The 21,660-nt window shown below is 44.0% G+C and carries 17 protein-coding genes; 3 read left to right on the top strand and 14 right to left on the bottom strand.

Features of this window, described 5'->3' with window-relative positions:
* Positions 1–37: 37 nt before the first annotated feature.
* The 14 genes from AC9UG7_RS10970 to AC9UG7_RS10905 all read right to left on the bottom strand — a co-directional run bounded on the left by AC9UG7_RS10970 (position 38) and on the right by AC9UG7_RS10905 (position 19,799).
* On the bottom strand, positions 38–1,021 hold the full coding sequence (locus tag AC9UG7_RS10970; RefSeq protein ID WP_509587644.1) for an NAD-dependent epimerase/dehydratase family protein: 984 nt from the start codon (positions 1,019–1,021) through the stop codon (positions 38–40).
* A complete protein-coding gene (locus AC9UG7_RS10965) occupies positions 1,018–2,451 on the bottom strand; it encodes a GMC family oxidoreductase N-terminal domain-containing protein (protein WP_509587641.1) in 1,434 nt (477 codons plus the stop codon). Before AC9UG7_RS10965 ends, AC9UG7_RS10970 begins: the two co-directional genes overlap by 4 nt.
* Positions 2,452–2,658: 207 nt before the next feature.
* Positions 2,659–3,606 carry a lysylphosphatidylglycerol synthase domain-containing protein gene (locus AC9UG7_RS10960; protein WP_509587638.1) on the bottom strand — a complete coding sequence of 316 codons (948 nt, stop codon included), beginning with the start codon at positions 3,604–3,606 and terminating at the stop codon, positions 2,659–2,661.
* The gene (locus AC9UG7_RS10955; protein ID WP_509587635.1) at positions 3,524–4,570 is read right to left on the bottom strand and encodes an NAD-dependent epimerase/dehydratase family protein; all 1,047 of its coding nucleotides are present in this window, start codon (positions 4,568–4,570) and stop codon (positions 3,524–3,526) included. The genes AC9UG7_RS10960 and AC9UG7_RS10955 overlap by 83 nt, the downstream gene beginning before the upstream one ends.
* Entirely contained in the window at positions 4,567–6,729 is a 2,163-nt protein-coding gene (locus AC9UG7_RS10950; protein ID WP_509587633.1) for a hypothetical protein, read from the bottom strand. The genes AC9UG7_RS10955 and AC9UG7_RS10950 overlap by 4 nt, the downstream gene beginning before the upstream one ends.
* Entirely contained in the window at positions 6,719–7,978 is a 1,260-nt protein-coding gene (locus tag AC9UG7_RS10945; RefSeq protein ID WP_509587631.1) for a phenylacetate--CoA ligase family protein, read from the bottom strand. Before AC9UG7_RS10945 ends, AC9UG7_RS10950 begins: the two co-directional genes overlap by 11 nt.
* 92 nt (positions 7,979–8,070) lie before the next feature.
* A complete protein-coding gene (locus AC9UG7_RS10940; protein ID WP_509587629.1) occupies positions 8,071–9,126 on the bottom strand; it encodes an aminotransferase class I/II-fold pyridoxal phosphate-dependent enzyme in 1,056 nt (351 codons plus the stop codon).
* 14 nt (positions 9,127–9,140) lie between these two features.
* Positions 9,141–10,589: a UbiA family prenyltransferase gene (locus AC9UG7_RS10935; RefSeq protein WP_509587626.1), complete on the bottom strand. Its 1,449-nt coding sequence runs from the start codon at positions 10,587–10,589 to the stop codon at positions 9,141–9,143.
* 184 nt (positions 10,590–10,773) lie between these two features.
* Positions 10,774–14,343, bottom strand: a complete 3,570-nt coding sequence (locus AC9UG7_RS10930; RefSeq protein WP_509587624.1) for a glycosyltransferase family 4 protein — start codon at positions 14,341–14,343, stop codon at positions 10,774–10,776.
* Between the two features lie 70 nt (positions 14,344–14,413).
* Positions 14,414–15,685 (bottom strand): FkbM family methyltransferase, encoded by a 1,272-nt coding sequence (locus AC9UG7_RS10925; RefSeq protein WP_509587621.1) that lies wholly within the window; start codon positions 15,683–15,685, stop codon positions 14,414–14,416.
* Complete coding sequence (locus tag AC9UG7_RS10920; protein ID WP_509587619.1) at positions 15,682–16,905, bottom strand: ABC transporter ATP-binding protein; 1,224 nt, start codon at positions 16,903–16,905, stop codon at positions 15,682–15,684. Before AC9UG7_RS10920 ends, AC9UG7_RS10925 begins: the two co-directional genes overlap by 4 nt.
* Complete coding sequence (locus AC9UG7_RS10915; RefSeq protein WP_509587617.1) at positions 16,905–17,696, bottom strand: ABC transporter permease; 792 nt, start codon at positions 17,694–17,696, stop codon at positions 16,905–16,907. Before AC9UG7_RS10915 ends, AC9UG7_RS10920 begins: the two co-directional genes overlap by 1 nt.
* On the bottom strand, positions 17,697–19,115 hold the full coding sequence (locus AC9UG7_RS10910) for a mannose-1-phosphate guanylyltransferase/mannose-6-phosphate isomerase (protein ID WP_509587657.1): 1,419 nt from the start codon (positions 19,113–19,115) through the stop codon (positions 17,697–17,699).
* Positions 19,116–19,460: 345 nt separating this feature from the next.
* Positions 19,461–19,799, bottom strand: a complete 339-nt coding sequence (locus AC9UG7_RS10905) for a hypothetical protein (RefSeq protein ID WP_509587614.1) — start codon at positions 19,797–19,799, stop codon at positions 19,461–19,463.
* A 355-nt stretch (positions 19,800–20,154) separates the two neighbouring features.
* Between AC9UG7_RS10905 and AC9UG7_RS10900 the strand changes: the two genes are divergently transcribed.
* From AC9UG7_RS10900 to AC9UG7_RS10890, 3 genes are all read left to right on the top strand, one after another.
* A complete protein-coding gene (locus AC9UG7_RS10900) occupies positions 20,155–21,084 on the top strand; it encodes a CoA transferase (RefSeq protein ID WP_509587612.1) in 930 nt (309 codons plus the stop codon).
* Positions 21,085–21,176: 92 nt separating this feature from the next.
* Positions 21,177–21,404 (top strand): AbrB/MazE/SpoVT family DNA-binding domain-containing protein, encoded by a 228-nt coding sequence (locus AC9UG7_RS10895; protein ID WP_509587610.1) that lies wholly within the window; start codon positions 21,177–21,179, stop codon positions 21,402–21,404.
* Positions 21,405–21,660: type II toxin-antitoxin system death-on-curing family toxin (locus AC9UG7_RS10890; protein ID WP_509587607.1), on the top strand; the 256-nt coding region annotated here is incomplete at its 3' end.

Genomic DNA, 21,660 nt, shown 5'->3' with positions numbered 1-21,660 from the left:
CGTCCCTTTTATCCGCCTAATGATTAATTTAATTGGTTTAAATTAGGTTTCGCTCTTTTGCTGCTAAAAGGGAACCAAGCACAGCTTTCCTGAGTGGTATGTATCCTTCAGGCGAAAATGTAAGAAGGAATTCACTGGGATCGCCAAATATGTCTTGGTCGAGTTCGCCAATGACATGAATTTTTTGATTGTAAAAGCCTACGGACTGCAAAATTGCATCAAACCTGCGCGCAAGAGCAGAAAAACCACGAGGTACACGCACGAACGGTTTGCCAGCAACGGGAAGTCCTATTTCAAGACCAACTGACTGAATAATATTAAGGTACTCTTTAAACGTGGGTAACTCAAGATCGCTTAACCAATATATTCCGGGAATCCATCGGGTAATTAGTGCATCAATGGAGATGGCTAGGTTAGTAACGTTGAGCACTGAACGCAGATTACTACCTTGTCCTGGTAGGGGAAAATTTCCAGCCAGCACCATCCGGTAGAAATCGATCTGTCGCATCGGTGGATTCATACCTCCGTGGAACCAAGGTACACGCAATATCGTCAAGGAAAGCCCATGAGTCATTGCTAGCCGAAGTAGAGAGTGCTCGGCAATTAATTTGCTTATCCCATACCCTTGATATGGGCGGGGCACGCTGGAACCTGTAAAAGGTTCCCCATCGAGGTTAAAACCGAGGACAGAGTTAGAAGAGACATGAACAACCTTTAGGCCTCCACCTTTAGCGAACGCAGTGAAGAGTCGAGTTAACCCCTCGGCGTTTACTGCAAAGAACTCTGAAACATTTGAAGGATGGATAATCCCAGCGAAATTGACTAGAACATCTTCAGGAGACACTGCACGCAGGTCTTCAAAGGCACGCTCATATTTCAGGTCGAGAATTTGATCGTGATTATTTTCTTGGATTGGCCCGCCTAGGTCAATTATTGAGGCGTCTGCGTAGCGCCCACGCATATAAGCTACAAACTCTTGACCTGCCCAGCCTGATGCCCCTGCAACATAAATCTTTTTCATTTTTTAAAACTTTCCAAAATTTTTGTCGCAACCCAACGTCCAATCACCAAAACTCCTAACTGAGTATTTACTCCCGGAGGCCGCGTCAGTAAAGTTGCGTCGCTTAGGACCACCTTTCCGTCTGTACCTTCGACAAACGGTCGACCATAGTGGGTGTCAAAGTAACGTTTCTCCATAGAACCAAAAATGTGAACCGTACTAAGTAGGCAGCTGTTGAATTCGTCAATGACGAAACGTGAGGCGCTTTCCGCATCATTAAATGAGAGAGTTCCTTGGGCAGTCTGGATCATGAAGCGGCTCACACCGAATGAAGCGATAGCTTCAATAAACCGAGCGGAGCCAGCCTTTATGGAATAGCGGTCTATAGGCCCGATACTTGATCTAGTCAATTGCGTATCGAATGATGGCCAATAGCGCATGTCTAGGTGAGAGTCACTATGGCCCATAACATAGTAACTGAAGAAGCTTCGCGAGTCTAAATACTTTGAGTCACCGACTGTAGCGGTAATATAGCGGTAAATTTCCGAGTTTATTATGCCCCCGCCAATACGGTAATTGGGGTAAGCCGTAGATGATGCTGCCAATGGCAAGCGGTTACCCAGGAAGTCTGGCTTTTCTGACAACATAAACCCATTGATCTTTAGCGTTGGGTGGATGCCAAGCCTGTAGTGAGTTCCGAGAATTTTGCCAACGCTCCGCGAGCGGATTAGTAGGTGCGGCGTCTGGGTGGCGCCAGCTGCTATCACTAAGCGGCGCCCCTGTAGAGTTTTGAACTCTCCCCCAGAATCGCGAACCGATAACTGGATACCACCGCTGATAACCTTAAATCGTTCGACACGCGTGTCACATGCGAGTTGCCCGCCTGCTCTTATAAATGGTAAGAGGAAAGTTCCTTTTGCTCCAGGTTTGGCATTACGAGGACAAAGGACAGAGCAACGGTTCTCTGCTACGCATGACTTAGTCCAACGTGGAAGATGAACTGCGTCGTGCCCCATACGTTCTAATACATTTACAAGAAGACCAGTTGGATTAGATAGAGATCGATTTTGATCATACTCAACTGGTAATAGTGAAAGCAGCTCAGCCTCGGCCCTTTCATAAAAGTTCTGTTCGAAAGCACCCACTCCATCCCCAGCCATAAGCTTTCTCGCTTGAGCAGGAATACCTTGAAGGATTCCAGAATTAATAGTTGTAGAACCGCCAACGCATTTGCCTTCTGCATATGAAAGCTGAGGCGAACCAAAGTGTGATCCGGTAAAAGCCCCGTTTCGCCAGTAACGAAGGAACGACTCAGCCTGACTTATAGGAAGAGAAGAATCTTGAATGTCGGGACCCTCTTCTATCAAAAGGCAATCTAGTCCCGCTTGGGCTAGGGTCAGCGCGCAACTCGCGCCACCTGCACCCGAGCCAACAATAATCACATCATGCATACCACGGGTCCTTCCTGTGCAATGCAACTAAACCGATAAAAGCCGAAATAAACGGCAAACGAAAAGCCACAGTTCGGGGGCCTCGCAACGATATCCATATCAATGCACTAAACATAATTGCGTAGACAGCAGAACGATCAAAAGCCTGCATACATTCGAAATGCTGGACGAGATTTCTTGTTTCCTGCGATGACAAGGGAGCAGAAATTAGTCGGGCTGAGAGGCAGCGGATAACTGCTGCCTTAAAAGCAATAGACCCCATGCGCTAATTCCAATCAGAAGGTTAGTTAACAGAATAGTGATGCGGAAGACCAACACCATAGTAAAAATAATGCCTGAGCCTGAGTCGAGTAACTTAAGAAAGGCAATTTCTGAGACAAGAATACCTCCGGGCACAAAAGACAGAGCACCGATAAATGAAGACAGTGCGAATCCACCTACAATTGAAGATGGTGATAAAGTTATCTGAGTTAGATGTATCAGCAAGACATATAAAACTGTGCCCTCAATCACCCATGCTAGAGTCGCGAGCGCAAATGACCATATAGTAGCTAAACCGTTTCCACCTGAACGAAGAAACCCTCTTTCAATTGGGCGCGCGAGTAACACCCCTAACATGAGCATGGCAAGGGCAACCCAGAGACTCACGAATACTGCGCACGATATCAGACATACAGCCACTACATCGACTAGCTTTTCTAGAAAAAATAGTCGAGCCGACAACCCTAATCTAACCCGCTCCGTGTCAGAGCCATGGGAAAATCGCAACAGTTCAGCCGACTTAGCCGGGGTGAAGGACAGCAACAACCCATATGCGAAAGAAATATAAGCCAAACCTCGCCTCACAGGTTGATCGGTTACCTTCAACAATACATATAGACGTTCACTGCGCAACAGAGACGCCAATACTGCCACCACCACGATGGATGTGATTGATACCGGAGATGTGGAGACATTAGCCAGAATCTCGTAGCTGAAAATGTCTTTCCACATCCTAGCGATAGTGATACTCGCAAACGCCAGAGCTGCTATCGCTACGGCGTGACGTACCCAAGGTTTAGAGAAAAAATTGCTAATCTTTCTGAAAACCGCTTTGATGAGAGCTCTTGAATCGACCAAGAAGGCCGAAAACGCTTTTGAACTGACGATTTTCATATTTTTTCTCAGTAACCCACCAATCATAAGCATTTGAAATACACTCAAGATCACTATAACTAGGTGACCAGGCCAATTCATTCCGTAATTTGCTGGTATCAAGGACGAAATCGAGATCAGCGATATTGAATTGCTCCTCCATTAAGGGCGAAATGTTAAGTCCGTTAAGAGCTCGAAGGACCAATTTAATTGGAAAAGCTGGAAGGTTGATCACTCGGGCATGGCTACCAGAATGCTTAATCAATCCACTAAGTAACTCATTGACTTTAATACGTGTATCACAACCCACATTGTACAACCCGCCCTGGCCACGGGTGAGGAATCGGGAAATGACGTCGCACAGGTCTCGAACATCAGTAAACTGAAATCTGTTATGACCATCACCGATCATGAAAACAGTTTGGGCTTTGTAGACTGTATTGAAGAGGATATCAAAAATACCCATGCGGCCGGGACCCATAACCACACGTGGTCTGATCACAATACCAGTTATGTCGCTGCCCGTCTGGTTTAGGTCAAGGACCAATTTTTCGGCAGCCAGCTTGGTGGATCCGTATTTACCAATAGGTGGAGTGTCAAAGTCCTCTCCTATCGGACACTTCTTGGGCTTGCCGTACACGGTAGAACTTGATGTGTATATGAACCGCTTAGCATTAAGTTTCCGGGCTGCACGAACCATATTTTCAGTTCCACCTACGTTTACAGACTGATATAGCTCAAAGGTGCCTTTTGCGATAGAAGGAATGGCAGCCAAATGGATAAAAACATCAATTTGTCCTGCCCCAGCCTCCAATATCGCATGGTAGTCCCTTATGTCGCAGATAAATTCTTTATAACTTGAGTTAACGATAGGGGATAGGGACTCTCTGTAATCAATTCCCACAACCTCAACGTCCTGATTTAAAAGGAACTCAACCATATAACGGCCTAGAAAGCCTGTACAGCCAGATATTAAAACTCTCATTTTTTTGACCCTTCATAAAACTGAACATCTACAAGTTTGAAAGAGAATTTTCTACTGTCGCCTGATGACAAAACTAATTCAGGCCAATCTGGAATCAGACTAAATTTATTACAGTTTCTCAATTGAGAGTATGTCAAATCAATTTGTATTGGTACTTCAGGCTGGCTTTCAAATATCCAATTATTTACTTTTAGTTTGTCACATAGGAGCAGCAATTTAGAACCGCTATTGCCGCCCACAGGTACAATAACAAGACGCATTGCAGCATCTTTTGGTAAGTTCATTGGATCAACTGCCAATTTAAAAGATGAAGAACCTCGAGCCCACCAAAAATTTCCAGTGAGTGGAGAGTACTCACGAGGGTAGAAACCTTCAAGCATTTGGAGAATTTGCCCGACTCCAAATCCTGAAGTATTTACTGAAACATCATCACCTTCCATCGAATACTTAAAAATACGCTTCTCATTTGGCATGACCAGTATTGCTTTAGTATTATCTGGCATGTATAGATTTCCACTTTGATCACGCAAAGAGTCTGGGCCATAAACATAAAGTGGAGCTGGTCGTTCAATAAAAATCAGCAATTCACGACCGTTTTTTTGACTTCTTGAGGTCTCTAAGTACCAGCCTAAATAACGATTAGAACTATCGCGAATGAACTCAAAACGCCCAGGCTCTCCATAGCAACCATCATAATTCTTACCGTCTCGAATGAATCTAGTTCCTTCAATCAAATTAGGCTTATGAATCTTCGCAAATCGCGTCCAGTAATCATCTGTAACATCAATTAAATGAGCGGGTTGAAAAAGAGAGACGCTTCGCAAACATCCTGCTTTTTGGATCTGTGGCTCCAAATCAAGAAAAGCTTCGAATTGCCGCCAGCGCATAGAGGCTGAAGACATCTCATCAAATACAGCTTGACTGTAACCCCTACTAAATAAAGAGACCGAACCAAGAAAAATCGCTACTGACCAAAATATGTATGTATTTGAACGAAAAACTTTCAAAATGAGGGTCGGCATAAAAGCGGCAAAAACAACAAAAGCCAAAAAAGTATACAAATAACCCCAATGATGATGGTCAAGTAATATGCTTTGATAAACTGAAGTCAGCGAGGGAAGGCTAGTCGCCGCAATAAACAAATAGACAGCCAAAGCCGAACAAGCTAGCTGTCGAGGCAGATTAGATTCTGAAAATTGGGAGTTTTTTTGGGGGGGGAGATGAATTTGGAAAATATACCTGAGCCAAACAAGTGAGGGTATTAGAAAAAGAGATGATGCATTGTAAAAAATCCCACGAGCAGAAAACAGCGAAGAAGGATCCCATTGCCCAAAATCCAAAAGAGGTAGCAATCCCGGGACAGCCGAAAAACTCATTATTAAATTGGTGACAAAATATTTTGACAAACTAAAATTGGTTGCAAGTTGGTTACCCGCGTATGTGGATGAAAAAAATGATCTAAATGAAACATAACAAACAAAATAAATTGTTGCGGAACATATAAGTGCCACCAATCCTCGCAAGACCTTACGTTGCCGAATAAACTCGAATGGGCGACTGGGTGAAGACCTAAGAATTCCTACTAACAAATATGCAGGAAAAAACATATAAAAAATTTCAATGGATAAGCAAATTATATACAGCAATGAAGCCCAAATTAAAAAGAAAAGTCTGTTGGTCTGGATGTATCTGTCAAACAAAATTAATGAAAAAAGAAAAGCACTAATCAGCATAAAGAATTGAATAGAATAACTTACAAATCCACTATGAAACCAATTAAGGGTATGTAATCCCGTGAATACCAAAATAGATAATGCTGAGTGAATTGGACTAGAAAAATATTTAACAGTTTTGTACAGCGAAAAAACCAGCACTAGAAGACTACCAAACTTGATACTAGAAACAATATAAATGTTAGTAAAAAAATATGGTAGTGCTATCAAGGGGAAACTAATAAAAAATCCCAAACGCCCTTGCATCTTGGCGTAATTGGTTATGTAAATCCAATAATCTAGCAATGGAGAATTGCTAAGTGTTACCTCATTGAATACCAAAAGCCAGCTGTTATCGTCTTGAGTTGTTGGCCCAAGAGAAACCAATGGACCAAATGAAAGTAGCGTGATAGCAACTAGAAAAGACCTAAGGTAATTAGCGTGCATTGCTTTTAATATTTCTAAACTTACCAAAAATGTTCAACTCAAATTGATCTACACGCTCTACTTCGATAATGATTCCAGTACCGCATCTAGCCTTCATTCCACTGATGACCGCTTCATTATCAGTCTTGGTAAGGGAGGCGACCTTAACCTGAACCTTTATAGACTTATCCTCTGACTGTATGATTTTGAAGCCGTCAAAGTTAGGAAACTTCTGAAACATCGTGTAGAAATTTACTGGCGGAATTATGGATCCGTCAGCCTTGACAAGAGCATCGTCAATCCGCCCTGAAATAGATCTAAGAGTGGGCGTCTGCAGTCCACAATCGCACTTTCCACTGCCTTTAACAGCAACATCACCGATCTCATAGCGAATGAGTGGCATCGCATAATTTGTAAGCCCAGTGGCTACAACCCTACCCGACTCGCCAACATGAACTTCTTTTAAATTATTGTCCAATATCTCGACGATTCCGTAAAATGGGTCGATGTGATACTCCTGCCCCAATTGACACTGCGTGGCATGTGCAACCATTTCTATATTGCCGTATCGATCTATCACTTTGGTGGAGAAAGCTTGCTCTATTCTCTCTCGCTGGATATCTGACAAGTTCTCAGAGCAAGTAAAAGCATTTTTGAACCTGATATCATTAATTCCATTAATAAGGCAAAATGTTGCCAATTCACTAAGAGAATGTGGGTAACCACGCAGAAATTTAGGTTTGCGCTCACGAAGCTTATTTACATAATATTCCAATGAAGATTTATCCAAGTGGTAAGCCGACATAAAATAAAAGCCCCGCAACGCATCCTCAGACCACAATGGCTGATTGTGGTCCGGTACATACGAACGAAGCGTAGCCATGCTGTCTCGAAACTTATAATCACCGAAACCAAAGCTCCACCAAATAGATGCAAAGTCATAGGCAATCTGGTTCCACCCTTGAACCAAAGGAGTTGCAACACCAGATGAGCCACTTGTGGTGGCGCGAGATGCGAACCACCTACGGCGCTTGTCAATAAGGTGTAAGTGATTCTTTCGTACAAAGTCTCGCGTAAGGATGGGGATTTCACTGAACTGCTCAAGCGATTCCAGTTTGCCTTGCCTAATAGATGTTCCTGAGAAAACATCACGATAGTAGTCAACGTGACTATAAGCATGAAGGACCATTTTCTGTAGCCGTCGAAAAGAATCTTGGTCAAAATCAGCCCGAGTTAAGTTTGGATAACGGGCATGAATCGAATTGGCCATGATTTTGCCAACTAATGCACTATACGCATCAACGAAGAAACTATATCGGTATGTCTTAGCCACAATTAGGTACTTTAACTTAATGATTTATGTCAATTACTGGTAGTTTCGCCAACGATACCATCGAGCAAAACGTCAGGACAAAGAGTAAGTCGGATCCATCCAGGTTGACCGAAGTCCTTTGCTCGATCTCGAAACAGAATACCTGCATCAAGCAGAGACTTACTTATGCCTCCTTCCACATCTTGAAACACAACGAAGTTGCCAAAGGATTCACAATACTTTACAGCCTTTCTCCTGAAAATAGCTTCTACATCATTTCTTTGACGAATGATCCGCTCGACGTAATTAAACATATATCCAGGTTTAAGCAGCGCTCGCGTAGCCACAGTTGCGGAAAAAAAAGAAATAGCCTTGGTATTGCGTACCTTATTAACAAACGCCATGCACTTCTGAGATCCGAACAGAAACCCAACGCGCAACGATGCTAGTGAAAACGCCTTCGAAAGAGTTCGAGTAACTAATATGTTTTGATACATTTGAATTAATCCAATTGCACTTTCAAAACCTGAGAATTCAATGTAAGCCTCGTCAATTAGAATAATAGTATCGGGCAATTCAGTTGCTATTGTCTTTATAAATAGCAGGTCTAAAATATAACCTACTGGGTTACTTGGATTAACTAGATAGATCATTGATGGCCCGATCTGCCGGCAGTAAGCAATGAAGTGGTTTAGGTCTAGTGGGTTACTCAAATCCACCCGATATGATTTAATATTCATAGTGCGGATTTGAAACTCTAGTCGCGCATTGTTGTACGAGGGCACCGGCATAACAACGGTGTCATGTTCGCTGAGAAAAGTTGCTGCCACAACCGAAATTGCTGAGTCGCTGCCAGCAAAAGGTAAGCACGCGACCCCATCGTTTCCCTGAAGGTAAAACTCCCTTGCTGCGCGGGTTAGCTGGGTATAATTAGGTTCAACGTATTGAGATATCTGAACAGTTGACTGAACAAGATCGCCAAGGGACTGTTGCACAATCTCACTAATATCGGCAAACCCTTCATTCCAGTCGAGCTTGTAGCGCACTGAGTCGCCCCCACGCTCACTGGGAGTGTAAGGTACAATGTTGTCAATGTTTTTATTCATGAATTTTAAAATATTTATTTAACCAAAAACATATAGATACCAATAAATAAGACACTACAGACAAGGAACGTCTTGTTGCTACTAACCATTCCAAATGTGTCATCGTCATCGCCTCCATTTCCGAATATCAAAATCCACAGCGCTACGAAAACCAATATTGTAGAAATAACCATGAGGTAGCTTTGGGACATTGATGGATGCGGAATATATTTAATCCAAAAAAGTGCAGTAATTGATGTTGCCGTCGCAATTGATGCTGAAGCTAAAAAATTAAGCTTATTCACATCTTCTAATAAATACCCACGGACAACTTGCCTCCTGTCAAATTGGTTTGCTCTTTGAATTTCTCTAGTACGCTTAAGGACCGCTAATGGTAACAAACTAAAATAGAAAAATGCCAACAAGATGGGGGAAGGTGCAATTCCAACGCATAACAAGCCAAAAACCACTCGTAGAATATAAAAAATTGGCATGATAAATATGTTGAGAAATCGGATTCTTTTAATATGAACAGAGTAAATTATGTTTGCAAATAAATAAGTAAATAATACAAAAATTGATGAAGTTGCCAACCCAACCCCCCAAATAATAAATGAAATCTCTGCCATGGCAAGAAATATTAGCAGCAATAATGAACCCAAAATAGATACTTGACCTGACGCAATCGGCCGGTAACGCTTGATTTCATGAATTCGATCAGTATTGACATCATACAAATCATTGATGACATAGACTATAGAAGTCAATAGACAGAAAATGAAAAATCCGCTAGTTAAAAGTATTAGCGATTGAGTTGTGGCATCAGTTTCGAACAACAGCGCCGTGAATACAAGTGTATTCTTAAGCCAGTGTTTTACGCGAATAAGCTTTAGGACTTCCCGATATAAATTACTCTTATTACCGGGATCAGCAAATATGACCTTATCTTCATACCCATTCGCCTGAACTGTCTTATAAATGGGGCCCACTACGCCCAGATACTTGACCCGCTCGAAAATAGGCAGATCTTCATGCGAATTTCCTACGTAACATATTTCGTTCGGGTTGAGGCCTTCAAGCTTTTGTAAACCCACATTGCGACATGTATTCGTAGCAGTAATGTAGCCAAATGGTGACACGCGGCTTTCGATGATCTCTTGATCGATTAAGGCGATGGGAGCGCCAGTGTTGATAAAGACGCGTAACTCTCTATTGGATTTCAGTCGCATATCTGACAACCATAATATTAGAGATTCATTCAGAGTTAGTGTTACAACAGGTCGACCAATCTCTATAGCAATAATCTGCTTCAATGGGATGTCTTTATAAAAAGACTGAAAAACGCAATGAAGCAGACGATGCGGCAACCTCAGCATCATAAACATGATACTTTCTTTAACAATATCGCCAAGGTGCAATGTTCCGTCGAGGTCTACGTGAATTTCCTTAATGGCATGAGGTAATTGATGTGGCAATGATTTCATTTTTCTTGCTCGATAAATATATGACGCGTTTAATAACTAAATATTAATTTAACTATTTATTTTATTAAATTTGTAATTTATTTGCCTTGGAAGTAATAAATATATTGCATTATTTTGTAATTTACTTGCTAAAGTTAAAATTATCTGTGAAACAAAATAGCTGAGCACATTGGTAGCCCTAAATTTAACAAAGATGCAATTTAAGTAAGTTGGCACTTTCAGCCCAACTAATGACTTTAATACGTTTGGGGTCAGGCACTTCACCTTGCTCAAATAACTTTAACCACTTTACTAGATGATCAACAAGTCGTTTGTCGTCATCTGAAGAAAAGAAATAGGCGCCGTCTCCAGCCACTTCCCTGAATACAGCTATATCTCTGGCAATGACTGGAACACCGCGCTTAGCAGCCTCAATTATGGGTAGGCCAAAGCCCTCGTCGTAGGAGGCAGCAATTAGGCATGAGGCAGATCCGTACAAAGCTTCAAGTTCAGAGTCATCCGCTTGTCGTATCCAATGCAGATACAAACCGGACGCTGAATGTTTTTGCAGGCGTTGCACCAGTTTCTCGACCATCCAGCCTTGCCTCCCTGCGATGACTAAATGCACTTTGACACCACGCGACCAGAGAATCTCAAATGCACTTAGGACAGCGGCATGTCCCTTACGTGGCTCTATTGTGCCTACCATTAGGAATTGAGGTTCGCTTAACAAATCTCCATAAAAGCGCGGTTGGAAGGAGCGTTCAGAGAAAGAAATCACTTCTGCACCCAAGTGGAACCATTTAATTTCAATTGGCCTCAACCTTTTTTTACCATACTTATTTATCCAACCGGTAAGTTGTGCAGCCACCGAGAGGGAAATGCAAACCGCAGTGTCGGATTCCTCGGTAACTACCGCTAACCAACGAGAAAAAGCTTCACTCATTCCAGGAATGAAAAATTCTGGCTTTCGCAACGGAATCAGGTCATAAACAAGGAAGCAAATTTTAACGCCCAGCCTACGCATGTCACGAAGTTTTTCTACTTGGTCCGAAATCACCTGAGGCTGAAAATCTAGCCCCAAGAAAATGTCTTTTGCAGAGTAGTCAATAAGTTCATCACAATTAAAGCGCTCCGGCATCCCAAGCAAATTCGCAGTAAATGCGCTTGCATATCGATAGTTTTGATTCAGATCAAAATAGATTGGCTCTATTTGGTAGCCTTTCGGAGCATTCTTAAGCAATTCCAACAATAAATTACGCACGACACGCTGTATACCGGTCCCCGCATCACGTTGAACCAACTCAGAAATGTCTACCAATAACTGACGAGGGGAATAATTATCTTCTAACAAAGCCAATTTGAGGTTTTCAGTAGCCTGTTGCCAAGTTGACCACTTAATACATGCAGATGAAGCAGCCAAACCGGCCTTATTAAGCGCAAGCCAACTAACCAAAGTTGACGCCAGCAGCTCACCCGTTTCACCAATGAAGTAATGCGCTGATGAGCCTGCAACTTCTTTGAAAACAGGAATATCTCTTGCAATTATTGGTAGTCCATGTCTGGCGGCTTCAATCAGTGGCAGACCAAAGCCTTCGTTTATGCTGGCAGCTATAAGGCATGAGCTAGCCTTGTAGACAAGGTCAAGATATTCATCAGAAATACCTTTCAACCAAAACAAGCGTTTACCGCTTTCAGGGTGATTTGCAAGACGTCCAATTAAGGATTCAATCTTCCAACCTGCTTGTCCTACCAGCACCAAATTGACATCATGACCATCGGCCCAAAGCTGGTCATGTGCATCCAGAATTTGAGCTTGCGCCTTACGTGGTTCTAGCGTGGACACAGCCAAAAAAGTTGGTCGTGAATTGAAAATTTTTAGAGTTTCTGTTGCATCAGCAGGCAATCCTTTAGATGGTTTTGAGCCCGCTAAATCGGCACCCATGATCACCCAACTGGTACGGAAGTGCTGGCTTGTTGATACGTCTTCCTTTGTAACCCAAGCCTTAAAAGCTGCTTCTGTTGCCTGCGATATGCAAATTGCTTCATCTTGCAAGGCGATCATCTTGAGCCATTGTTCATGCAGTTCTTTGGCTTGACTATCTTGAAAGAATTCAGAAAGCTGAATAGGCAGTAAGTCATAAACTAGAAATTTAACCACAACGCCGTCTAGACGCAGCCGTGCATAAAAGCCTTCATGTGCCAACTGCACATGGTGCTGCATGTCTAGCCCAAAGAAAAGGTCTCCCCGCTGCCAATGAATCGGCTCGTCTTTTACATTGGGTAGTGACTGGTTTGTTAAGCGCGTAGAAAATGCCGTCGCATACCGATAGCCTTCTGTTTGCGTGGCATACACCGCCAATACATTAAAGCCGCTGGGTGGTTTTTGCAGCAAATGAAGCAAGTAGCTTCGAACAACCCGCTGAACACCTGTGGCAGAGTCACGTTGACAAAGTTCAGATACATCTATTAGAAGTTGGCGCTCAATGCCAGAACTTTCGTTTTGAGCCAGGCTCTGCGAGAGGGTTGCCAAATAATGGTCGTCCGCTTCCTTTAGTAGGTGGGCCAGTGCTTTGATAAACTGGTTCCTTTGTGGAATGGCGATGGTTTGGCTGTTTTTAGATGCATAGATAAGGCTTTTCCATGCCCCTATTGCACGCTTTGCTGTTTTATCCCAACTAAATTTTTTGGCTTGTTTTACGCCATTTTCACTAAGTCTTTTGTTGAAATTATCATCAGTCAAAGCTTGTTTCATCTTGACACAAATTGCATCTGTGTCCATCGGGTCAAACAGTGCCTCTGGCAGGCCGATCACCTCGGGCAAGCTGCTGGTGTTTGCACCAATGACGGCTGTACCGCAGGCCATTGCTTCCAGCGCAGGCAGCCCAAAACCCTCGTGCCATGACGGGAAAACATACAAACTGCACAAGTTATAAAGCTGGACAAGTTGTTTGTCGCTCAAATAACCAGTAAAGACCAACTCACCGTCTTTCAAACCAGCTGATCGGGCCGTTTGCTTTAACTGAGTTATGTTGCCTTCAGGCTTTAGTCCAGCAAACACGAGCTGATGTGTTTGCCGCAGTTGCATCGGCAATTTGGCATAAGCCTGAATTAAGCGGTGTAAGTTCTTATGCTCGTCAGCACCACCCGTATTCAAAATAAAGTGACCTAATATGCCCAATTGTCGGTGAGAGACGGCTTCACTTTCTGGATCAATGTTTATGTGTACGAAGCAAGGTTCAATTGCTGTTGAAATATTGACAAGTTTGTCGGCGTTCACGCTCAGATTGGCCAATCCTTCTTGACGAGTAAAGTCAGATATGGTGAGCAAGCTGTCTACTTGTTGGAGGTATTTCACCTTGCGCTGGTAGTACGCAGCGTATTTTGGGTTGGGTGTTAGGTATTGATCTGGATTGAGCAGAGGAATCAGATCATACAAAACAGCCGAAACAGGCGTATGAGTATCAAAACACCCAATGCTGGTGACTGCATCGTCAACATAACCCTCAAACAAGCTGGTGACATGGATTACATCGGGCTGCAGGCTGGCCAAAAAGGCTTCACGGACTAGTTCGGCCACTTCACGGCGGGTATCGTTTCCGAGTGTGGATTCTTTCACTGGGCCGGGGGCATGCCACACACGGATGTTTTCTTGTGGCAGCAAAGAATCGAAAGCTGCGCGAATGGGCTCAATGGTGTCAGGGAACAATCCTGATAAGGCCAAAAAGATTTCATGTTCTCCACGGTTGCGAACAACCGCTTGGGCAAAGGACATGGTGTATCGGCCTATGCCCCGAAACCGGCTTTCAGTTTGCGCACCTTGCATATCAATGACGATACGCAACTTAATGGCTCCCTTTGCGCTGTTGATCAATGGCAGCTTTGAGGTCGCTATAGACTTGCCGTGCATGAGTGCTTAAGCGAGTCAAATCTGCAAGCGAGAAATTTTGCTTTTCTTCGCCGGAAACCAACTGTTCCATATGTGGAATATTGAGCGCCAAATGTTTTAATCGATCCGCCACACCCAATCGATTTGCAATTTTTTTAGACCATTTCTTAAGCAATGGCCGCGACATGACAAAAGGCATCAGCTTGCCGAAAACTTTTTTAGCCAACGATTTAATGAAAAACTTAAGACCGTGTTCACGCAACTTACGAAATTGTTGAAGTGTCCAGGGTAAAGGTATACAAATACGCCATGACTTTTTGTTGTAAAGAGAGCCTAGTTGAGAAGCAAATTGTTGCGCCAAAACTTCAGCATGCAATGCTCTGGTCTCCGCCAAGACGGCACGTTCACTGGACTGATGGGCTTGGGCCTCTGCTTGAGTTGCGCGGTCGCTGGCCTGCTGGGCTTGGGCCTCTGCTTGAGTTGCGCGGTCGTTGACCTGTTGGGCTTTAGCTTCAGCTTCTTGCAATTTGAATTGAGAATTAATTTGTTCTACTCGAATGTATCTATCAAAAACATTGGGTGGATAACGCAGATTAATCAGCAGTTCTGATCTTTCAGATGCCAAATAAAACCTATTCAAACCGTCAGAATAAGCCAGTTGATAGTTGTTATCTAACAGATTTGATTCCCAAAGATGATGAGCTTCTTCAGAGGAATTTGGCTTGGTTGCCTCAACAATAACAATCCAAGGGCGATAGTTATGAAAGTCCATTCCGTCAATGACATTTTTCTCGAATCCTTCAACGTCAATTTTTAGAAAGTGAATCTCTTTTTCAACGTATTGGGCACAAATGTCTTTGAGCGGGAAGACAGGTACTTTATGGTATTTGCCAGAGTACCCATTGGTTTCGTGCATTGCAATCACTTCTTTAGAGGCAGTCGCCCAACCGCGAACTTCGCACTCCCACACTTCAATTTGTCCATGCTGCTGCCCTGCTGCCGCAAGCAAATTAATATCCCTTTCGCGAGCTAAAGTTAGATCTTGTAGATGCTTTTTTATAGGCTCTATGTTGATTCCATGCCAACCCCTGTCATAAAAAGATTTGGTCACCGATTCTATGACCGGGTCATTAGCGCCGACATCAATGTAAAAACCATTCTCAACGTGCTTGAGTGCACGCCATAGCATCACGTCTTCAAGGTTTTGAGCATATGAAATAAAGCTCATACGAGTGAAATTTCTATAATCGGGTCAATCCATAAACAACCGGTGAAGAGAGGTTTGTTGATGTTGACCACATTGAATACCAAAGCAAAATCGCGCCATTCATAGTTGTTCACCAAATGTGTATTGTCACTAACCAACGCCGTTTGTATTGAATAAGTGCCTGGTCCTAGATTGGCTGAAAAAAAAATATCGAAAGAAAATTTATCTCCTGCAGAAACACCTGTCAAAGGCTGCTCTTTAAGGTGTGTGTTGGTACCATAAATGACTTGCCCTAAACGGTCTTTTATGCCGTAGCCTAAAACCAATCTGTCAATGGACTTGTTAGCCTGAACTATGAGGCGCAAGCACACAGACTGGCCTACATCCACCACATCAATTGGTCTGGCTTGGCCGTCTAGTAATGCAATTGTCGTCACCGTTGCATCACCCGTACCTGAAATGGTTTGTACTTTCCCGTCTTTGCGCACTTCTTGTTTGACCTCTTGATTTTGGTGCTCTGCCAACATCGCGTTGTAATAGTCCATCACCGCTTCAGGCTTACCCTCCATAGCCAACTGGCCGGCATTCAACAAAATAGCGCGATCACAAATGCTTTGGATTGCTTGTTTGTCGTGACTCACAATCAACAAAGTAGTACCTAGCTTACGAAACTCGCGAATGCGATCAAAGCTCTTGTGCTGAAAGTAAGCATCCCCCACTGACAGGGCTTCATCCACAATCAACACATCAGGCCTGATAGCAGTTGCCACACTGAAAGCCAAGCGCATTTGCATGCCAGAGCTGTACACGCGCACGGGTTGGTCAATATAGTCGCCGATTTCTGCAAAGGCTTCAATCTCGGGCATCAGTCGGGCAACCTCTTCACTGGTGATACCCAGCAACTGGCCCGACATGAAAGCGTTTTGCCGTCCCGTAAAGTCGGGGTGAAAACCCATGCCCAGCTCCAACATGGCAGCCACACGACCCGTCATGTGTACGCTGCCTGTCGTGGGCTGCGTCGTGCCGGTGATCAACTTCAGCAGTGTGCTTTTGCCGGCCCCGTTGATACCGATGATGCCCACTGCTTCGCCAGCATTTACAGTGAAGCTGATGCCTTGCAGCACCCACTTGAGGTTGTGGCGTTTGGTATTTCCTGGCGTGATCCATTCAAGCAAACGGGACCAACGGTTGGGGTATTGCTTGTAAGCCTTACCTAGGTTAGAAACAGTGATGGTGCCCATTACAGTTCGTCCACCATTTCGCCCACATTCTTTTTAAACAAGTGAAGACCCAGCAGGCACAACACTAAAGATAGCAAAGCTGTAGGCCACAAACTGACCCAATGCGGCCATTGCTGGTTAACCAAAATACCTTGGTAAGCTGCCATCACACTGGCCATGGGGTTAAGCACCATGAAAGACTTGATGGATTCGGGCAAGATGGTGACTGGGTAGACGATGGGCGTGAGCCAAAACCAAAACTGCAAAAAAATACCAAAGAATTGGCCTACGTCTCTGAAGAACACATGCAACACGCCCAACACCATGCCTAAGCCCATGGCAAAAGCAATTTGCAGCGCCAAGACAGGCAGCACCGCCAACACCACCCAGCCTGGGAAATTGCCACTGACCACCAAGAAGGCCAGAAACAAGCCAAAAACAATAACAAAGTTAAGACCTGCATTGGCCACCACGATGATGGGAAGGGTGATTCTGGGGAAGCTGATTTTTTTAAGTAAGTTGGCGTTGTCCAAAAACATGGTTTGGCTTTTACCCACCATTTCTGCAAACAACCCCCAAGTGAGCACGCCAGCGCAAAGGTAAATGCTGTAGGCAAATGTGCTGTCCACCCCAGGCAACTTGGCTCGCATCACCTGCGCAAAAATAACGGTGTAAACCACAATCATGGCCAGGGGGTTGATGATGTTCCATGCTGCGCCAAGCAATGAATTGCGGTATTTGATTTGAAACTCGCGCTGAACACTTCCCCTTATGAAGCCGCGATAAGCCCAAATGGCTCTAAGCATGCTCATTCACGATCGACCATAGTTATCTTGCAGCCGCACAATATCATCTTCACCCAAATAAGTACCCGTTTGGACTTCAATTAAGACGCATAAATCTTTACCCGGATTGGTCAATCTGTGCTGGTGCCCCGCCGGGATAAAAGTGGATTCATTCACCTGAATGTCAATTTCACTTTCCCCGTTGATAACCTTGGCGACACCTGCTACCACAACCCAATGCTCACTGCGGTGTTTATGCATCTGTAAGCTCAAAGAGGCGCCCGGCTTGACCTCAATACGCTTTAACTTAAAGCCATCGCCCTCTTCTAAAACTGAATAAGAACCCCAGGGACGATGCACTGTTCGATGCAATTTGTAACTGTCATGCGATTTTTCTTTAAGCTGCGAATAAATATGCTTGACATCTTGGGCGCTGGCTTTGTTCGCCACCAATAAAGCATCCGGGGTATCAATAATGATCAAGTTTTCAATGCCTGCCGTAGCAATCAAGCGATCTGGGCTTTGAATAATGCAGTTGTGGGTGTTGTGAAGGACTACATCCCCGTTAATTTGATTACCGTTTGAGTCTGCGTTTTGGTGTTCAGTCAGAGACAACCATGAACCCACATCGCTCCAGCCAATATTGCACTGAACCACGGCAACATGCTTAGATTTTTCCATGACTGCATAGTCAATAGATATGTCCGGTACAGTTTTAAAGTCATCGCCATCTATCAAAATCTGATGACACAATTCGCTTTTCGTGAACTTTGCATTGGTTATGCATTCTTGAACACCCGAAAGAATTTCTGGGCAGTGCAATGACATTTCCTTAAGCAAAGTCGTGGCTTTGAAACAGAAAATGCCCGAATTCCAGAGGAATTTTCCAGACTCCAAATAAGATTGGGCTAATTCGCGAGAAGGTTTTTCAACAAAGCGTATGACCTTATTCTCTTCAGCTTCTATGTAGCCATATCCAGTTTCAGGCGCGTGTGGCTCTATTCCAAAAGTCACCAACTTTTCGGTATGCGCCAACTCAACAGCTTTCTTGACTGCGTTTTCAAATTCGTCGGTCTTTGTGATCAAGTGATCTGCCGCTAACACAAGTAAAACAGCATCCGGTCCATGGTCACTCAAAGCTTGAAGTGCTGCTGCAGCGATTGCCGGGGCGGTATTTCGTCCAAAGGGTTCCAAAATATAAGTGACAAAAGAATCAGCACCCTTGTGTTCCCCAAACTCTTCCTGAGTTCTGTGAAGGAAACCGCTATTGGTCACAGTGATGACACCGTTTGAGCCAGCTAATTGAGCTGCTCTTATAAAAGCACCCTGAAGCAGACTTTGCCCGTTACTTAGACGAATAAATGGCTTAGGATTTTGTTCTCGTGATACAGGCCACAAACGAGACCCTGCACCACCAGAAAGTATGACGGGTATTATTTTTTCCATTAATTTGAAGTTATAAATATAATTAAATGCTAAAAACCGGTTAATGGATAAGTACTTTTTCACTTCTAAGGTACAGAGCGCAATGGCCACTTATGGCGACCTAGGCTGTGATTCCCTGTTACCCATGGCTACCGCAATAGGCTCAATCTGACGCATTGAGCCGTTACTGTTTGTGTCCGGGTTAATGTGTCATTATAGGGTGTTCCTCCATAGCTACCGCGCTTTCAATTTTCAAAAGCAGTTATATAGTTATAAATAGTTTTAAATAGTTTTAAATAGTTATAAAAAAATTGTTTAAAAATGAAACTTACATTTTTTTGTCAATTTCTATCAATTCAATAATTTTTAAAGCCAATTCAAAGCGTTCATGCTTGTCAAAGGGTTTGCCTGAGAGGGATCAGTTGCAGAATCTTTTTTTTCCTCGATTAGTTGAAGAAATACTCTGGTCATATCCAAATTCATCCATTCAATCAAATGTGCGAGGCAGTCAAGGTCTGGAAAAGCTTCACCTTTGAACCACTTGCGTACTGCTTCCCCACTTACTTTCAAAGAATATTTGCTTGAAGCAAAAAAATGCTTAGCAAATTGTTGATGAGATGGAATACTTTTGAATTTTTCACGGGTACACCTTGCTAAATCCTCAGCCAACCTTTCTTTGATTAATTTGCTTTGTGCAACAGGCATGTTTGATTTTGTATATCTATATTTTTGATTTATTTTTAACACTAATTTATTTGAATATATTTATATACACAATAATTATGTGGAGCGCAAAAAAATTAGTAACTTAAATTCAATTTAGATTTGTTGAATCAAGGCATCACTCCAAACTTGAATAAACCATGAATATCATGGGTTGGGGTCCAAATTAACAAACGCTAGGCTCAGCACGCGATCCCTTGGCATTCAATGGCATCGTGGTTTCTACCTACTTGTCTGGTATGTGTTGGCTCTGGATCATCTCCAATGAGGATTTAAAACCCCAACTGCCAACGCGCTTAACATGCCAAGCTCTACTTCCAACTACAGCCATTTGCCCATGTCCCCACAACCACTATTCACTCCCTCCGACGCCAGCCTACGCGGCGTACGCGTCTTGAGCGTGGCGCTCAATCTGCCTGGTCCCGCGGCTGTCATGCGTCTGGCTGACATGGGCGCGTCTTGCACCAAACTCGAACCATTGCCGCCGCCCGGTTTTCCCAAGGGAAGTTCCAGCGACCCCATGGGCCTTTATGCGCCCCACGCATATGCGCAATTGCATGCGGGTGTGAAAGTGGTGCAAGCCGATTTAAAGTCTGACAAAGGCCAGACCAAGCTTCATGGCTTGTTGTCCAAAGCCGATGTATTGATCACTTCGTTCAGACCCTCTGCCTTGAAAAAACTCGGCTTGGACTGGGACAGTTTGCACGCTCAGTTTCCATCTTTGATTGTGGTGAGTGTGGTGGGCGCAAAAGGTGCAGCCGCTGAAATTCCTGGTCACGACTTAACATATTTGGCCGCGCATGGACTGGTCAATGGTTTGAATTTGCCCGCCACTTTGTTTGCTGACATGGCAGGTTCTTCGCTGGCGGTGGAAGCCGTGTTGAAAGCTTTGTGGCAACGCGCGCGGCCCGGGCGAAGCCACGGCAAAGGCGTGTTTCACGAAGTGGCGCTAAAAGATGCCGCAGCTTATTTGGCCTTGCCGCGTCATTGGGGTTTGACACTGCCGCGCGGCAGCGTCGGCGGCGCCCACGCTGGCTATGCGGTGTATGCGTGTATCCAAGGACGTGTGGCGGTGGCCGCTTTAGAGCCGCATTTCGCCGCGCGTTTGGCAGAGGTGGCAGGTATCAAAGCCGCAAAACAAGGTAAGAATTTGATGCTGTTGCCCTCAACACGGGTGAAGCTAAGTGAATTTTTTGCGGGCCTGACGCGCAAGCAGATTGACGCATTGGCTACCGCGCACGATTTGCCCTTGCTCACCATGGCTTAGCCCAGGCTTTTCACTTGAATATATGGCGATGTTGCAATTGAACCCAGATGACGTTATAACAAGCGTTATACAATTTAAACGCAGGTGACTTCATGATTAACACCCTCAAACTAACCAACGTTGGAAACTCAGTTGGCGTTATTCTTCCGAAAGAACTTTTGAGCAAGCTCAGAGTTGATAAGGGTGACACCTTGTACGTTGTTGAAACATCTGGCGGGATTGAACTCACTTCATACCGACCTGACTTTGCAGCCCAAATGGATGCTGCAGAAGAAATCATGCGCGAAAACCGCGATGTGCTGAAAAAATTGGCTCAGTAAATGCCTGAACCGATTTGGGTACTGACAGAAACTGTCAAGGCCATCCATCAAAGGCAACTCGCTGAACATGGCGGTGGAACAGGAATTCGTGATGAAGGGCTTCTTGAATCTGCTTTAGCCAGTCCGAAAAATGCCTACTACTTCTCAACAGGACGAGCCAGCATACAAAGTCTGGCTGCAAGCTATGCATACGCTATTGCGAAAAATCATCCTTTTGTAGATGGCAATAAACGAGTGGCCTTTGTGGTGTGTATGC

The organism is Limnohabitans sp. (assembly GCF_046052765.1).
Classification (GTDB): domain Bacteria; phylum Pseudomonadota; class Gammaproteobacteria; order Burkholderiales; family Burkholderiaceae_C; genus Limnohabitans.
The sequence above is the reverse complement of the archived record's forward strand: the minus strand, read 5'-3'. Positions and strand labels throughout refer to the sequence as shown.

What these genes read in the sequence shown, in the direction of transcription:
- AC9UG7_RS10970 (WP_509587644.1), bottom strand. Translation starts at nt 1,021, where the DNA reads ATGAAAAAGATTTATGTTGCAGGGGCATCAGGCTGGGCAGGTCAAGAG.
- AC9UG7_RS10965 (WP_509587641.1), bottom strand. Translation starts at nt 2,451, where the DNA reads ATGCATGATGTGATTATTGTTGGCTCGGGTGCAGGTGGCGCGAGTTGC.
- AC9UG7_RS10960 (WP_509587638.1), bottom strand. Translation starts at nt 3,606, where the DNA reads ATGAAAATCGTCAGTTCAAAAGCGTTTTCGGCCTTCTTGGTCGATTCA.
- AC9UG7_RS10955 (WP_509587635.1), bottom strand. Translation starts at nt 4,570, where the DNA reads ATGAGAGTTTTAATATCTGGCTGTACAGGCTTTCTAGGCCGTTATATG.
- AC9UG7_RS10950 (WP_509587633.1), bottom strand. Translation starts at nt 6,729, where the DNA reads ATGCACGCTAATTACCTTAGGTCTTTTCTAGTTGCTATCACGCTACTT.
- AC9UG7_RS10945 (WP_509587631.1), bottom strand. Translation starts at nt 7,978, where the DNA reads ATGGCCAATTCGATTCATGCCCGTTATCCAAACTTAACTCGGGCTGAT.
- AC9UG7_RS10940 (WP_509587629.1), bottom strand. Translation starts at nt 9,126, where the DNA reads ATGAATAAAAACATTGACAACATTGTACCTTACACTCCCAGTGAGCGT.
- AC9UG7_RS10935 (WP_509587626.1), bottom strand. Translation starts at nt 10,589, where the DNA reads ATGAAATCATTGCCACATCAATTACCTCATGCCATTAAGGAAATTCAC.
- AC9UG7_RS10930 (WP_509587624.1), bottom strand. Translation starts at nt 14,343, where the DNA reads ATGTCCTTTGCCCAAGCGGTTGTTCGCAACCGTGGAGAACATGAAATC.
- AC9UG7_RS10925 (WP_509587621.1), bottom strand. Translation starts at nt 15,685, where the DNA reads ATGAGCTTTATTTCATATGCTCAAAACCTTGAAGACGTGATGCTATGG.
- AC9UG7_RS10920 (WP_509587619.1), bottom strand. Translation starts at nt 16,905, where the DNA reads ATGGGCACCATCACTGTTTCTAACCTAGGTAAGGCTTACAAGCAATAC.
- AC9UG7_RS10915 (WP_509587617.1), bottom strand. Translation starts at nt 17,696, where the DNA reads ATGAGCATGCTTAGAGCCATTTGGGCTTATCGCGGCTTCATAAGGGGA.
- AC9UG7_RS10910 (WP_509587657.1), bottom strand. Translation starts at nt 19,115, where the DNA reads ATGGAAAAAATAATACCCGTCATACTTTCTGGTGGTGCAGGGTCTCGT.
- AC9UG7_RS10905 (WP_509587614.1), bottom strand. Translation starts at nt 19,799, where the DNA reads ATGCCTGTTGCACAAAGCAAATTAATCAAAGAAAGGTTGGCTGAGGAT.
- AC9UG7_RS10900 (WP_509587612.1), top strand. Translation starts at nt 20,155, where the DNA reads ATGTCCCCACAACCACTATTCACTCCCTCCGACGCCAGCCTACGCGGC.
- AC9UG7_RS10895 (WP_509587610.1), top strand. Translation starts at nt 21,177, where the DNA reads ATGATTAACACCCTCAAACTAACCAACGTTGGAAACTCAGTTGGCGTT.